The organism is Achromobacter aegrifaciens, assembly GCF_902859965.1.
Lineage (GTDB): Bacteria > Pseudomonadota > Gammaproteobacteria > Burkholderiales > Burkholderiaceae_B > Achromobacter > Achromobacter aegrifaciens.
The window spans coordinates 311,806-326,441 of sequence record NZ_CADIKO010000001.1; the positions used below are offsets into that span (position 1 = coordinate 311,806).

The following is a 14,636-nucleotide window of genomic DNA, read 5'->3' on the forward strand; positions in this document are numbered from 1 at the left end:
CCATCCCACACCGCTATACTGGTCCCACCTCAATACCCCTTACGCGCCGCGCCTTTTCTGCTGCGCCCCGTTATGCACGTCTTGTTGGCCATGCTGCGCCCCCTTGGCCGGGCGCTACTCTGTACCGTCGCCACTCTGCTCTCCGCCCAAGCGTTCGCCGCTCCGCCGACGCTGGCGCAATGCCATGGCATCAAGGACATGGCTTTCGTCGCCCACCTGGACGACGACCTGCTGTTCATGAACCCGGACATCGCCTCCAACATCCAGGCAGGCGGCTGCGTGCGGCTGGTCTACCTGACCGCAAGCGATGCCGGCGAAGGCGATACCTACATGCTGGGACGCGAGCGCGGCGTGCGCTCCGCCTATGCCTATATGGCGCATCAACCGGACGAATGGAAGGAAGACGCCGGCATCGCGGGCGGACGGCACATCGCGCGCTTTACCCTCAAGGGCAATCCGCGCGTGCAGCTTTGGCACATGCGCCTGAAGGATCCCTGGCTGGGCAAGGGCTGGGGCAGCCTGACGCCGCTGAGCCGCACTGAATCCGTACCCGGCCAGAACGTCGACACGCTCGGCCCCTATGCCGAGTCCTACACGCGCGAACAGTTGATCGACACCCTGGCCGACCTGATCCGCCAGTACGCGCCGACCACGGTACGCCATCTCGACGATACGATCGCCGTGCCTTACACGCAGCTGTGCTGGCGCTGCGCCGGCCATGGCCATCCCGACCATATCGCCAGCGCGCGGCTGGCGCGCGAAGCCATGCTGCGCGCGCCCGGCAACTACGCCGAGATGGGCTACGTCGATTACCCCAGCCAGGAACGCGCCACCAACCTGACTCAGGCCGAAATCGCCAGCAAGTCGCTGACCTTCCAGCACTACGCCTGGAACGACTACCACTATTGCGCCGGCCCCACCGGCTGCAAGGAGCCCGCCGGCCCCGCGGCCGCCTGGGTGCAGCGCGCCTATTACGTGTCGCGCCAGGACATCGCGCCGCAGCTCTACCCGGACGGGCGCGGCGGCCTGGTGGTGTTCGCTGCCGGCGAAACCAATGGCGCCGTCAACCGCTGGGACGCGGACCAGCGGCGTTGGCAAAGCCTGGGCGGGCGCACCAACGGCCCGCTGGTGTCGTACACCCATACCGACGGCACGGCCGGCCTGATGGCGCGCGACCCGCTGGGCGGCGTGTGGGCCAACAAACAGCGCCACGACGGCACCTGGCAAGGCTGGCAGGCCTTGGGCGGCCTGCGCGTGACCCAGATCCCGGCGGTTGCGCCGCGCGGCGAAGCCGCCGCCGTGGCGCTGGGCTACGACGGCCTGCTGCACTGGATCACGCCCTCCGGCGTCGACGGCAGCTGGGGCGCCTGGCAGGACCTGCCGCCGCTGGAGGGCGTGACCGGCGCCCCCGCTGCGGCGCTGGGCGGCGACGGACGCTACATCATCTTCGCGCTCACCGGGACCGGCGAGCTCCACTACACCCGCCAACTGCCGGCCGCCAAAGGCCAGCTCCCCGAATGGCAGGACTGGCGCCGCGTGCCCGCGCCCCAGGCCGCCGGCGGCCTGGCGGCGATCCGCAATCACCAGGACCGCGTCGAACTCTATTTCCGCCAGCGCGGCAACAACCATCTGACCCGCCTGATGGAGACCGGCGACACCACCGATCTCGACATGGAATGGAGCGCGCCGACCGACATGGGCGTGCCCTATATCGGCCGCCCGGCCATTAGCGCCGACGCCGGCGGCAACGTCATGATTGCCGTGCTGGAACGCGCCGGCGGACAACTGTGGCTGGTGGAACACGGCAGGCCGTCCAAGCTCGACGCCCAGGCCGCCTCGCCGCCTGCGCTCAATCTGGTCAATGGCACGCTCTACATCGTCGCCCGCGCCACCGGCGCCCCGCAGCGCTACGAGGTGCTGTCGCGCCACGATGGCAACTGGACCCGCGGCGTGACCCTGGAGGGTGTGCCATCGGCCGGCGGCGGCCCCTTCGAAACCGTGGCCGCGCGCCCCATCGACCTGCCCAAGCTCGGCGCCAACGACGCCAACAAGGCGGCGGTGGTGCGCCCCTCTGCAGAGGATCCCGGCACGCTCAGCGTGGGCCGCATGCCGACGCAGGCCTCCCAGGCGGCGACGCCGACCACGGTGCGATGATGATTTCAGATCTTGTCATCCCTCGTTACCAGAGGGAAAATCCAGCCTAGCCGCGGGGCCCGGCCCGCGAGCGCGCCAAGCGCCATGTCGCCGCAGGGGGGAACCGCAAGTGAAGGATGCAGTCCAGTACCAGACTCACCCCGCCACCCTGCTTGAACCCGATCCCTCGTCGGACTGGCTCTACCACTGCGCGATGAGCCTGCTCAAGCTCCCCGCCGACGACGCGATCTCCGAACAGCTGGCCTACATGGGCGAGACCTCGGACGTGGACCGGTCATGGATGATCGAGTACCGCCCGGACATGCTGCGCCTGCGCAATACCCATGAATGGTGCCGCGGAAAGACCGAACCCTTCGTCGCCGAACTCCAGGACGTGCCGACCACGCTGATCGCCTGGCTGCACAAATTCATGGTCAAAGGCCAGGCGGTCGCCATCCACGACGTCAACGACCTGCCCCGCACCGCGCGCGCCATCCAGGTCGAATTCCAGCGCCAGGGCAACAAGAGCGTGCTGAGCGTGCCGGTTTTCCATGACGGGAAGCTCTACGGCATCATCGGCTTCGACACCACCGTGCGGCACCGGGCCTGGTCCGCCGCCGAAGTCCGCGCCCTCTACCAATGCGCCAACCTGATAGGCCAGGCCAAATACGGCAACAGCCGCGAGCGCGGCCGCGCGCCGCGCTACGACAGCGCCACATCGGTGATCTATCTCAGCATGCGCGGCGTGGTCCGCGGCGTGCAGCCTGAAACCATCGTAGGCGTGCGCTCGGCGGGCAACTACAGCGAAATCTGGCTGGAAGACGGGTCGATGGTGCTGGACTCGCGCGCGCTGGGCATATGGTCGACCCTGCTGCCGGAACAGACCTTCTTCCGGGTGCACCGCACCGCCATTGCGAACGCGTTGCATGTCATGGACGTGGACCGCCGCAGCGTGGACAAGTGGCTGATCCGGATGCGGGCCGTGGACGAGACCTGGCCGGTGTCGCGCTCCTACCGCAAGCCGCTGCGCGAACGCATGGGCATCTGAACCCGGCGCGCCTCTGAAATATGCAGTTCGTCATGCCGGCATGTTGTTTCGTCCTGCCGCAAGTGGCCGCGCAACGAGTTTTTGGGATCATCGCAGGCGAAGGAACATCCGTTCCCAAAGTCCCGCAGAGAGAACCGCATGCTGACGTCCCGCATACTGCCGCGCATCACCTCCCTAGCCTTGAGCGCCGCCTGCGCACTGGGCGCCAGCCAGGTCCGCGCGGCCGACCTGGCGCTGCAGGATGCCGTCTCCATGGCCGGCATGCAGCTGTACCTGAACTCGGGTGCGCCAGGAATGATCATCGCGGCCGTGCGCGGCGACGAGGTCGTGATTCAGGGCTATGGCGAAACCGCGCCCGGCAGCGGCGTGGAGCCGGATGGCCGCTCCATTTTCAGGATCGCTTCAGTATCCAAGGTGTTCGCTGGCGACGTGTTGGCGGCGTTGGCAGCCAAGGACAAGCTCAAGCTGACGGATCCGCTGGCCAAATATGCGCCAGAAAACGCCAAGGTCGAAACCAACGGCCGCCCGCTGACGCTGCTGGACCTGGCCACGCATTCGGCCGGCCTGCCGCGTGAACTCCCCAATCCTGACGCCAAGCCCTCCGACAATCCGTTCGCCGCGTTCGACCGCGCCTATTACTGGAAATGGATCGGCAGCCACAAGCCGGCCTATGTGCCCGGCACCACCACGCTGTACTCCAACCTGGGCTTCGGCCTGCTGGGCGATGCGCTGGCCAAGGCCGGCGGCGCGGACTATTCGACCGTGCTGGCCAACGAGGTGCTGAAGCCAGCCGGCATGACCGACACCACCAATGCGCTTAACGAAGCGCAGAAAAAGCGCCTGATGACCGGGCTGGATCCCTTCGACAAGCCCGATCCCAATGCCCCGGTGCCGGACGTGATGTACGCCAGCGCCGGCATCTACTCCACCGCCGACGACATGGCGCGCTGGATGCGCTGGCACCTGGACGGCGCCAAACAATCGAAGCAGGCGTCGTTGCTGGCGCACACGATGTGGCTGCCCTATGACGGACTGAAGTCCGTCGTAGGCACGGAAGTCACCGACGCCGACGGCATGGGCCTGGGCTGGGTCGTGACCCTGCCGCGCAATGGCGCGCCCTTGCTGCTGGGCAAGAGCGGCGGCCTGGGCGGCTTCATGTCGTATGCCGTGCTGTCGCCCAACCGCGGGCTGGGCGTGTTCGTCGTCGCCAGCCGCGTGAATTTCGCCATGTTCAACAATATCCATTCCCAGGTGCGTGAACTGGCGGCCGAGCTGGCGCGGTGAACGGACCCTGCCGGCCGCTGCGCCAGGCCGCAGCGGCCGCGCTGCTGGCCGTGGCCGCGCAAGGCGCGTGCGCGCAGGAAGCTCGGGACATCTTCAAGACGGAGATCTTCCTCACGCCCTACAGCGAGCTGGGCGAGGGCGGCGAAACCTATCCGCAGCTGAATGGCCGCTTCCTGCTGATGACCGGCTACACCGGCTTCTTCGGCGTGCAGGACGACAACGGCCAGCTTCCCCGCTCGCACTGGAGCAGCGTGCAGCCCACGGCGGAGGCGGCCCTGGTGCTGCAGCTGACGCGGCAGTTTTCGATCCGCACCAAGGCGACCTTCAACTCGTCCACCAACGACACCAAGGACAATGCGTTTTCCGACCTGGGCGTGGACCTGGACAACCTGTTCGCCGCCTATACGGCGGACAACTACGCGCTGTACGGCGGCAAGATGGACCTGGGCTTTGGCGACGCCTGGCACGTGGTCGACGGCTTGTACACGGGTTTCAACGAGAACTCGGAGTTCCGCGGCTCGATCGGGGTGGGCGGACGCTACACCCTGGATACCGCGGGCCGCGGAACGCACTCCGTGGCCGCCATGCTGTTCAAGCGCGACAACACCGCGATGAACCGACGCTTCAGCCTGGACGGCGGCCTCATCGGGCCCGATCAGCCGCCGCTCTTCAGCGACCAATTGAAGTCCTTCATTCTCTCCTACGACTTCCGCGATCTGCCCGGACTGGAAGGATGGTCGGGCGGGGTGGACGCGGGCCGGCTGCATCTGGATCCGGATCAAGGAAAAAGCGCCAATACGGTATCGGCCCGCTTGCGCTACGACGCGCCGCTGGCCAACTCGTGGAACCTGAGCTGGTTCAACGAAGCCACCTATTCCAGCGCCTTTCGCGGCGCCCCCGTGTCCAACGGCAACGGCGTGACCTCGGTCTCGTTGTCGCGCGACCGCTGGCAGCTGACCGCGACAGCAGCCGTGCGCAAGCTTTCCGGCAGCGGCCAGAAGCTGGCGCAGTACGGCCTGCTGGACGATACGGATTGGGGCATTTCAGGCGCGGTTACCTACGTCACGCCCATGGGCTTCATCGTGCAGGCCGGACTCACGCATCAGCGCGACCAGGCCCTGCGCATCAACCAGGGCGTTTTCCGCATCGCTTACCAAGCAGGATTCTGAGGCCATCATGAACCGCAAACACACGCTCGTCACCGGAGTCATCCTTCTTGCGCTGGGCGGCGCCACCGCAGCCTGGTCGCAGTCCGTGCCCATCGCCAGCGCGCCGAATCCGCCCGCGGACGCCGTCGCCATCCCTGCAGGCAGCAAGGAACGCGCGCTGCGGGAACTGCCGCAAATCATCGCGGACATCATGCAGCGCAGCCAGGTTCCGGGCATGGCCGTGGCCGTGGTCATCGACGGCAAGACCGTGCTGGCGCAGGGCTACGGCACGCGCGAGGCCGGCAAACAGGCGCCGGTGGATGCGCAGACCGTGTTCCAGATCGCATCGATCTCCAAGTCGCTGTCGGCGACGGTGGCGGCCATTGAAGTGTCCAAGGGCCGCGCAGCCTGGGACGATCCGGTCTCGCGCTACCTGCCGGACTTCAAGCTGAGCAATGCCTACGTGTCCGAACGCGCCACGATCGGCGATTTCTTCGCGCATCGCTCCGGCCTGCCGGGCACGGCGGGCGACGATCTCGAAGACCTGGGTTTCAGCCGCGACGACGTGATCGCCCGCCTGCGCCTGCTGCCGCTGGACGCCTTCCGCACGTCCTACCACTATGCCAACTTCAGCACCACCATCGGCGCCCAGGCTGTGGCCAAGGCGGCCGGACGCCCTTGGGAGCAGTTGGCCGACGAACAGCTTTTCAAACCATTGGGCATGAAGTCGACCAGCTACCGCTACGGCGACTTCGAGGCGCGCGGCAATCGCGCCGTGCTGCACGCCTACCAGAACGGCCGCTTCGTTCCCACGGGCCAGCGCGACGCCGACCAGCAGGCGCCCGCGGGCGGCGTGTCCTCCACCGTCGTCGACCTGGCGGAGTGGCTGAAGCTGCTGCTCGCCGATGGGCAATACCAGGGCAAGACCCTGATCGCCCCAGGCGCCCTGCTGCCGGCCCTGTCGCCCCAGGCATACAGCGCCCGTGCGCATGACCTGGACTCGCGCTCCGGCTTCTACGGTTATGGTTTCAACGTCAACACCGAACTGGGCGGACGTCCTTCGATGGGACATTCCGGCGCCTTCCTGATGGGAACGGGAACAACCTTCCGCATCGTCCCTTCCGCCGGCATCGGCATCGTGGTGCTGACCAATGGCGCGCCAGTGGGCGCGGCCGAATCCGTCGCGGCATCGTTCACAGACACTGCGTTGTACGGCAAGCCCACGCGCGACTGGTTCGCGGCCTACAACGGCGCCATGAAGGCGTTCTTCGAACCCCAGGCCGATCTGTCCGGACAGGCCGATCCCGCCAAGCCGGCGGCGTCGAAAGCGCTGTCGCAATACGCCGGCAGGTTCGACAATCCCTACTACGGCCCGGCCGAGATCCAGGAGGCCAACGGCGCGCTGACCCTGGTGCTGGGGCCCAAGGGCATGCGCTTCCCCTTGCGGCACTGGGACGGCGATACCTACGCCTTCTCGCCCGCGGGCGAAGCCGAACTGGTCGCCTCGCTGGCGTCCATCGTCTTCAAGATGGACCAGGGGCGGGCCCAGGGCTTCGACATCAAGTTCTACGACGACAACGGCCTGGGCCGCTGGGTCCGCAAGTAGCCTTCCACCCTGCCGCGCCGCTTGCTTAGAAGCGGTAGGCGGCGCGCAGGGTCAGGGACTGGTCGCGGTATTCCCCGTTGCCGCGCAAGGCGTATTCCGTCTTCAATTCCACGCCCTTGGGCGTGACGTATTCCAGGCCGGCTGACAGGTTGCCGTAGGTTCTGGGCATGCCCGACCGCAACGTGAAGGGCGTCGCGCCCGGTCCATTGAGCTGCATCGTCGTGACCACGTCGCCGCCGCTCAGAAAGCTCATCCCGCCGGCCACGTATGAGCGCAAGGTCGCGCCGTTGGCCAGGTCCTTGCGCCCGCCCAGCTCGATCATGGGCGAAGCCATGAACGAGGTCGTGTCGTTGCCGCGCACTTTCAGGTTCAAGGCGCCCGCGCCCTGTTCGCTATAGCCGTCCTGCCGGATATGATTCACGTCCAGATCCACATAGGGCCGCAAGTACCAGGACGGCTGGCTGAACTCGTAGGCGGTGCGCAGCCTGGCCGCAAGAAAGGACGACTCCGGCTTGCTCCTGGCCGTGCCGTCCAGCGTGCCGCGCGACATCCTGCTCTTCTCCACGCCGCCGTGCACGGCAAGCGAGACCTGCCACGGCGCATTGTTGTACTTCAAGGCCAGGCCGCCCGCGTAGGTATCGCTGTTGCCAGAGAAGTCGGCGGCCGACGTGGTCTTGCCATAGGCATAGCTCAGCGAACCGCCCAGGAACCAATTGGTGGCGAACTCGCGTTGCGCGCCCAGCGTGAGCGTGCTCTGGCGAACGCGGTACCCCTCGTCGTCCGAGGTGGCCTTGCGCTCGGTCCAGTTCGTGTCCAGGCGGGTCCAGACGCAATCGCCCTCGCGCAGGATCGTGCTTTCGCCGACGAAAGTCGGGCAGCTCATCATCCGGTTCATCGACGCGTAGGAGGCATGCATCTGGTTGGCGGCGCGGGCGAACTGGCCGTCGTGGGCGATGCGGTTCAGGGCGTCGCGGTACTGGTCCGCGTTCTGGACGCCCGTGAACTTGTCGAAGGTGGACGCATCGCTCGCTTTCCCCTGGTCCCACAGCATCTGCAGGGAATTCGCGATCCGCGCGCGATCCGCGGAAAGCGGCAACGCCGCGGGCGTGAAGTTGGCATCCACGGAAACGAGCGGGTCGCGCAGGGAGCCCGCGCCATTGTTCTTCAGCGCGTAGCTGAACAAGGGACTGTCGCTGGCGGTCGCGGGCATGCTGGTTTGCGCGGCGGCGAAATGGCCTATTCCCAGCCATACATTCTTCACGGGATTGTGCAGCACCGGCTTGACGGTGCCTGCGAAGGTCGATGCGCCCGTCACCGAAATGAAGTCGCTGTTATGGCCGCCGAAATTCAGATCGGGCCGGTAGGTTCCCGTATGGTTCAGCGCGCCCGTGATGCGCGTGGTCGTGTACACGCCCGGTCCGCCCGGATTCAGGAGGCCGGCGCTGTCCAGGTTGCCCTGGAAGCGGGCGCCGCTGTACAAGGCGCCGCCCGCGTTGTTGTGGAAGAGGCTGCCGCCGCCCATGAGCACGTCGCCCGCCACGGTTCCGTTGTTGTTGACGACGGCTGCGCCGGCCACGTCTATGGCGGTCTGCGCCTGGATGACGCCGGCGTTGGTGATGGTGGCGCTGGCCAGCGGCGTGATCGCCAGGATGCCCGTGCCGGATGTGCTGCTGGCGCTGACCAGGGCGTTCTGACCCAGGTTGATCGAGATGGCCCGGCCTCCGCCATAGGCGCCATTGCTGATGGCGACCACGGCCGGCGAATTGGCGCCGGTGGCGACCACCTGCGCCGCGTAGCCGATGTCCACGCTTACCGGCCCGCCATAGGCCGGTTCGTTGCCGGGAGTGCTGTACTGATAGAGGCTGCCGTCCTTGAACACGCCGCCCCCGCCCACGCTCATCGCCAGGATCGCAGGCGCGTTCGCGCCCGAGGTCTGGACCGTGCCTCCCGTGCCGATGGCCACGTTGACGGCCCCGCCATTGCCCATGCCGCCAGTGAGGCCGGCGTTCTGTATGAGACCGGTCGTGTAGTGCGCGGCTGACTGGTCGCCCGCCAGCCCGCCGCCGCCGCCCACGCTCTGCGCCAGTATCCCGGCGGCGCCGCTGCCCGAGGTGACGATCCGGCCCGCGATCGACAAGCTGACGACGTTCCCGTCACCGCCTTGCGCGGGAGACGAGACGGGCTTCAAGGTCACCAGCCCGGGCCGCGTTGCCAGGCCGGCGATGCCGCCCCCGCCGCCTATGCTTTGCGCGACGATGCCGTGCGAATTTACGCCAGCGGTGACGATGCTTCCGCCCACGTCCTGCGTCACGCTGACCGTTCCCCCCGGGCCGGCCATCGGCGCGCTGGAACCGAACGTGATGTTCGCCACGCTCGAGGCGGGCCCCGAGCCGTTGTCCATCGTCACCAGGCCGCCGCCGCCGCCCACGCTCTGCGCCAGCACGCCGAAGGAAAGCGCGCCGTGGGTCGCGATGCTGCCGCCCAGGTTCGACACGGCAACCGTGCCGCCCGCGCCGTTCACGCTGCTCGAAAAAGGGCCACCCGTATCGGTCGCCGCGCTTCCCACCCGGATATCGACGCCGCTAAGCGCCGCGCTGGACGACACCGCCGCCATGCCGCCCCCGCCGCCCACGCTTTGCGCCAGAATTCCCGGCGCAAACCACCCTTGCGTGGCGATGCGGCCGATGTTGTTGGCGACGCTGACCGTACCGCCGGCAACTTGGGCCAGGCCGAATCCGCTGCTGTTGTTCGACGGATAATCGCCGCCCAAGGTGATCGACAGGGACGCGTTCTGCTGGATCGCGGCCAGGCTGGCGTTGCGCAAGGCGAGCGTGCTGACGCCGCCCCCTCCCCCCACGCTCTGCGCCATGATCCCGGCGGAGCCGCCCGCGCCAGTCGCCAGCGTCCCGCCATGGCTGACGTTGACCGCGCCGCCCATACTCGTCGTCATGCTCTGCCACGAGTCGCCCGTGGCCCCCAATGCGACGGTGGCGGCGGTCTGGCTCCACAGGAACAAGGGCCGGTCGACCATCGATATGCCGCCGCCTCCGCCCACGCTCTGGGCCAGGATGCCGGGCGCCTGATAGCCCTGCGTGCTGATCCGGCTGGCCGAGGCGCCGGCGTCGACCGTGACCGCGCCGCCCGCGCCGCTGGCCCCGGCCACGCCGCCGTTGCGCACATTGATCAGGGATCCCAGCAGCAATCCGCCCTTGGTTCCCAGGATGCCGACGATGCGGGTGATCTTGTCGATGATCTCGGGCGCCTGGCTGCCGGCGCCCGCGGCCACGACAGCCTGCAGGTCCTGTCCGCTGGCCGCGCTTCTGCCGCCGCCACCGCCGATGCTCTGGGCGACAATGCCTGCCGAGCCGCTGCCTTGCGTGGCGATCGTTCCCGTGTTGGTGACGATGGCCGGATTGGACGCGCTGCCTCCGCCCACTCCCGCCGCGCCGCCGTTGCCGCCGGTCTGGTGGGTGATGCTGGTCTGCGGCAACGCGACCGTGAACAGGTCCTGCGCGCCGGACTCGGCGGCCTTGATCAGCGCATCGATGCTGGACAGCAGCGTGGACGCCCCAGCCGAATCTATCGCCCCGGCATTGCCGCCACCACCGCCGATGCTCTGCGCCAGGATGCCCGGCGCCTGGTCTCCCGCCGTCGCGATGGCGCCATCGTTGCGCACGTCGAATGCGCTGGCAGCGCTACCCGCGCCGCCGTTGCCGCCGGTCGTGACCCCGACGGACAGGCTGACGGCCTTGCTGAACGCCAACTGCGGCCCTTTTTCCAGCCAGTCCGCCGCCTTCTCCAACAGGCCGGCGAGACTACCCGGCGCGCCCAGGATGTCGTTGAAACTGGCAGCGTCGTGCATCTGGACGATGCCGCCATTGCCCCCGCCCCCGCCTATGCTTTGCGCGACGATGCCCGCCGACCCGGCCCCCGCCGTGGCAATGGCGCCGGTGCCGGCGTTCGCTGCCTGCACCCGGCCGCCGCTGCCGCCTTGCCCACCCTGCCCGCCATGCCGCACGGACAGTTGCAGATCGATCAGCGAATTGCCGATGACCGGCGTCTTGACCGGCGCCAGGACCCCGCCGCCATTGCCCCCGCCCCCGCCTATGCTCTGGGCCACCACGCCATTGCTTTGCGCGGCCGAGGTACGGATGCCTCCTTCATTCGTGACCAGCGCCGTGCCGCCGTCGCCGCCCCCTTGTCCCACGCCGCCGTTGGACACTGCCAGCGTGACCGCGCCGCTCGGGTTGTCGCCCAGCTGCGGCGCGATCGTGACGACGCGGGAATTCGCCAGCCCGCCGCTGCCGCCGCCCCCGCCTATGCTTTGCGCCAGCACGCCATTGCTGTGCGCGCCCATGGTCGTGATCGTGCCCTGGCGGGCTTGCGTGAATGACACGGTGCTGCCGGAGCCGCCGCTGCCGCCCTTGCCGCCCGTCGCCACCGTCACGTTCAGCCCCACGCCCACGCCGACCGCATTGGCCGAACCGCCGCTGCCGCCTCCGCCGCCTATGCTCTGGAGGATCACGCCCGAAGCATTGCCCGCGCGGGTCAGAATCCTGCCTTGCGAGGAAAACTGGATCAGGCCGCCGTTGCCCGCCGCGCCGCCCGCGCCGCCAATGGCGACCGACGCGATCACGCCGGTGCTGTTGGCGTCGCCGCCCACGCCGCCGCCTCCGCCTATGCTTTGCAACAGCGCCGCCGCGCTGTTGTCGCCCGAGGTGTCGATGCCGCCGCTGTTGGCCATGGCGATGCCGCCTCCCGCGCCACCCGTGCCGCCATGCCCGCCGCCCACGGCGATGATGCCGTTGCTGGACGAAGCCAGCCCGCCGCCGCCCCCCGCGCTGTTGGCGAAGACGGCGGCCGCATCGTTGCCGTAGGTGCTGATGACGCCCGCATTGGTGATGGAGATCGCCTGGCCCGCAACCGCGCCCGCGCCGCCGTCCCCGCCCCGTCCAAAAGCGCCGCTGGCGCCCCCGGGGCCGCCTTCTCCGCCCAGCACGCTGGCCACGATGCCTTTCGCGCCGACGCTGCCGTTGCTGCCAGCCGTGATCTTCCCCGTATTGACGATCGAGATGGCGCCAGGCGATCCGCCCGCGCCGCCGTCGTGTCCGCCGGACCACGAACCGTTGCCGCCGTTGCCGCCATTGCCCCCCTGGGTCAGCGCATAGACGCCGATCCCCCGGTTGCCGTCGGTCCTGATGGCGCCGCCGTTGGTCACGCTGACCTGGCCGGCATTGCCGCCCGCCGCGGCCTTGGTGTCAACGCCATTGGACGTCGACGCATTGCCGCCGATGGAACGGGCGATCACGCCGTACACGCCGTCGCCGTGGCCGCTGACTGACGTTCCGGCCGAGGACGTGAATATGACCGTCGAGGCATCGCCGCCCCGGCCCGCATCGCTATGCCCGCCGAAATCGCCCGTGTGCTCGGCCGCGCCCGCGGGCCCGCCCGACGAGATCAGACCCACCGCGGCACTGACATCACCCGGCCCCGGTCCGCGCGCCGTCACCGAACTCGTCCCTTGCAGTATCACGGACGCGAGTCCGGCGCTGCCGCCGTGGCCGGACGTGTAAGCGCCGCTGAAACCGTCGGCGATGGCGCTGTCAGTCCCCGCGCCGCCCCAGGATTGGACCGCGACGCCGAACCCCGTGCCCATTACCGTAGCGTTGTCGAGCGTGATGCGCGCCTGATGCCCGTCGCCGCCGATGCCGTAACCGCCATTGGGTCCGTCCGCATTGCCCCACAGGCCGCCATTGCCGCCCGCGGAATACAAGTCTATTCCGCGGCCAGCAGCGTTGACCGTGCTGGCCGACAAGATGTAGTCGATGATCCGCCCGCCGCCGCCATTGCCCCCCCAGTGATTTTGGTTGGCATCCCTGCCGTTGCCGCCATGGCCGCCGCTGACGTCGATCAGGATGCCGGTCTGGCCGGCCCCATTGGCGCTGATGCGCTGGTTGCGGTCCGTCTGCACGAAGTCGCGCTGGCCCCATTGGCCGTCATGGCCATTGTTGGGATGATTGCCGCTGGAACAACAGGCGCCGTCGGCGCCGCGCAGTTGATAGGACAGCGGCGCGGTCTGGGAGAACGCCGGCCGCCCGAAGACGTAGAGGGCGGAGATTCCCGCATGCAAAAGCAATGCCAGCCTGGAAAGCCGCAGGCCGTTGCGGCCGGGCTTTGGAATATCTTGCGGGGAGATCATGGCTGCAGCGGCGGAATTGGGCAAATTGAGAAATTCGCCGTTCACCGCGCGCCGTACAAGTCCAAGATGACGAATCAACCATCCCGGCTGACGAGTCGCCGCTTCCGGCCCCCCTATTTCGAATCGCGCACCGCCGCGACCACCTTGATCTCCACCGCCAGACCGGGTCGCGCCAGCGCGGCGACGCCGAGTATGGTCCAGGCCGGGAAGTCGGACCGTATGTACTTTTCCTTCACCGCGCGGAACCCGGCAAGGTCCGCGCCGATGTCGACGTGATACGAGACCATTTCGACCACGTCGGTAAAATCGAGGCCCAGATGGCCGAGCACCGCGGCGATGCGCCGGAACGCCACGTCGGCTTGCTCCGCAGCCGATTCGGGCACGGAACCGTCAGCGCGCAATCCGATCTGCCCGGCGATGAAAACCAGCCCGTTGGCCGTGACCGCAGGCGAGTACTGGAACAGGTCGAAGATCCGGTTGCCGCCAAAGGCGGGATCGTCATCGGGAAGGCGCAGGCGCTCGATCTTGCTCATGGAAGTCCTTGTGCAACGCGGGCGTTGCTCGCTTATCGGGATTTGCAACTCTACTAGGGAACGCCGCGATGTCCACCTCCCCCGCCGACAACGTGATCACGCTGTATCGCGAACATGCCGACGCCTTCGAGAAACTGCGCGGCACGCAGCTGGCCGAACGCGCCTGGCTGGACGCGTTCCTGGATCTGCTGCCCGGCCCCGCTCCCCAGGTGCTGGACATAGGCTGCGGCAACGGCGTCCCCATCGCCCGCCATCTGATCGAACGCGGCTGCAGGCTGACCGGCGTGGATGCCTCGGACGCGATGCTGGCGAGGGCAAGAGCCTCGTTCCCAGGACACAGCTGGATTGAAGCGGACATGCGCAGCCTGCCGCCCTTGCGGCCCTTCCAGGGGCTGATCGCCTGGCACAGCTTCTTTCACCTGCGGCCTGAAGACCAGCGGCCCATGTTCCAGACCTTCGCACGCTTTGCCGCGCCGGGCGCGGCGCTGATGTACACCAGTGGGACACATCTGGGGGAAGCCATCGGCCGGTTCGAAGGCCAACCGCTCTATCACGGCAGCCTGGACAGCGCGGAGTACCGCGAACTGCTGCGCCAGGCCGGCTTCGAAGTGGTGCGCCACGTGGAAGGCGATACGACCTGCGGCGGCGCCAACATCTGGCTGGCGCGGCGGCATACATAAAACCT

General features: G+C 68.1%; 8 protein-coding genes. 6 read left to right on the forward strand and 2 right to left on the reverse strand.

Features of this window, described 5'->3' with window-relative positions; genetic code table 11:
• Nucleotides 1-72: 72 nt before the first annotated feature.
• The 5 genes from HV793_RS01595 (at nucleotide 73) to HV793_RS01615 (ending at nucleotide 7,219) form a co-directional block, all read left to right on the forward strand.
• Nucleotides 73-2,154 (forward strand): DUF8189 domain-containing protein, encoded by a 2,082-nt coding sequence (locus tag HV793_RS01595; RefSeq protein WP_054451785.1) that lies wholly within the window; start codon nucleotides 73-75, stop codon nucleotides 2,152-2,154.
• Between the two features lie 109 nt (nucleotides 2,155-2,263).
• Complete coding sequence (locus tag HV793_RS01600) at nucleotides 2,264-3,181, forward strand: GAF domain-containing DNA-binding protein (RefSeq protein WP_233564540.1); 918 nt, start codon at nucleotides 2,264-2,266, stop codon at nucleotides 3,179-3,181.
• Nucleotides 3,182-3,319: 138 nt separating this feature from the next.
• Nucleotides 3,320-4,465: a D-alanyl-D-alanine-carboxypeptidase/endopeptidase AmpH gene (gene ampH / locus HV793_RS01605; RefSeq protein WP_119450120.1), complete on the forward strand. Its 1,146-nt coding sequence runs from the start codon at nucleotides 3,320-3,322 to the stop codon at nucleotides 4,463-4,465.
• Complete coding sequence (locus tag HV793_RS01610) at nucleotides 4,462-5,634, forward strand: hypothetical protein (RefSeq protein WP_233564541.1); 1,173 nt, start codon at nucleotides 4,462-4,464, stop codon at nucleotides 5,632-5,634. The genes ampH and HV793_RS01610 overlap by 4 nt, the downstream gene beginning before the upstream one ends.
• 7 nt (nucleotides 5,635-5,641) lie before the next feature.
• Nucleotides 5,642-7,219 (forward strand): serine hydrolase, encoded by a 1,578-nt coding sequence (locus tag HV793_RS01615; protein ID WP_054451789.1) that lies wholly within the window; start codon nucleotides 5,642-5,644, stop codon nucleotides 7,217-7,219.
• A 25-nt stretch (nucleotides 7,220-7,244) separates the two neighbouring features.
• Here HV793_RS01615 and HV793_RS01620 read toward each other — a convergent pair whose 3' ends face one another.
• Both HV793_RS01620 and HV793_RS01625 read right to left on the reverse strand, forming a co-directional pair.
• Nucleotides 7,245-13,418 (reverse strand): autotransporter outer membrane beta-barrel domain-containing protein, encoded by a 6,174-nt coding sequence (locus tag HV793_RS01620; protein ID WP_175212532.1) that lies wholly within the window; start codon nucleotides 13,416-13,418, stop codon nucleotides 7,245-7,247.
• Nucleotides 13,419-13,531: 113 nt separating this feature from the next.
• A complete protein-coding gene (locus tag HV793_RS01625; RefSeq protein ID WP_175212533.1) occupies nucleotides 13,532-13,951 on the reverse strand; it encodes a RidA family protein in 420 nt (139 codons plus the stop codon).
• 68 nt (nucleotides 13,952-14,019) lie between these two features.
• On the opposite strand from HV793_RS01625, the gene HV793_RS01630 reads away from it, so the two are divergent.
• Complete coding sequence (locus tag HV793_RS01630; protein ID WP_175212534.1) at nucleotides 14,020-14,631, forward strand: class I SAM-dependent DNA methyltransferase; 612 nt, start codon at nucleotides 14,020-14,022, stop codon at nucleotides 14,629-14,631.
• The last annotated feature ends 5 nt before the right edge of the window (nucleotides 14,632-14,636 follow it).

Coding starts and splice junctions, on each gene's coding strand:
- HV793_RS01615 (WP_054451789.1), top strand. CDS start 5,642: ATGAACCGCAAACACACGCTCGTCACCGGAGTCATCCTTCTTGCGCTG.
- ampH (WP_119450120.1), top strand. CDS start 3,320: ATGCTGACGTCCCGCATACTGCCGCGCATCACCTCCCTAGCCTTGAGC.
- HV793_RS01630 (WP_175212534.1), top strand. CDS start 14,020: ATGTCCACCTCCCCCGCCGACAACGTGATCACGCTGTATCGCGAACAT.
- HV793_RS01620 (WP_175212532.1), bottom strand. CDS start 13,418: ATGATCTCCCCGCAAGATATTCCAAAGCCCGGCCGCAACGGCCTGCGG.
- HV793_RS01625 (WP_175212533.1), bottom strand. CDS start 13,951: ATGAGCAAGATCGAGCGCCTGCGCCTTCCCGATGACGATCCCGCCTTT.
- HV793_RS01595 (WP_054451785.1), top strand. CDS start 73: ATGCACGTCTTGTTGGCCATGCTGCGCCCCCTTGGCCGGGCGCTACTC.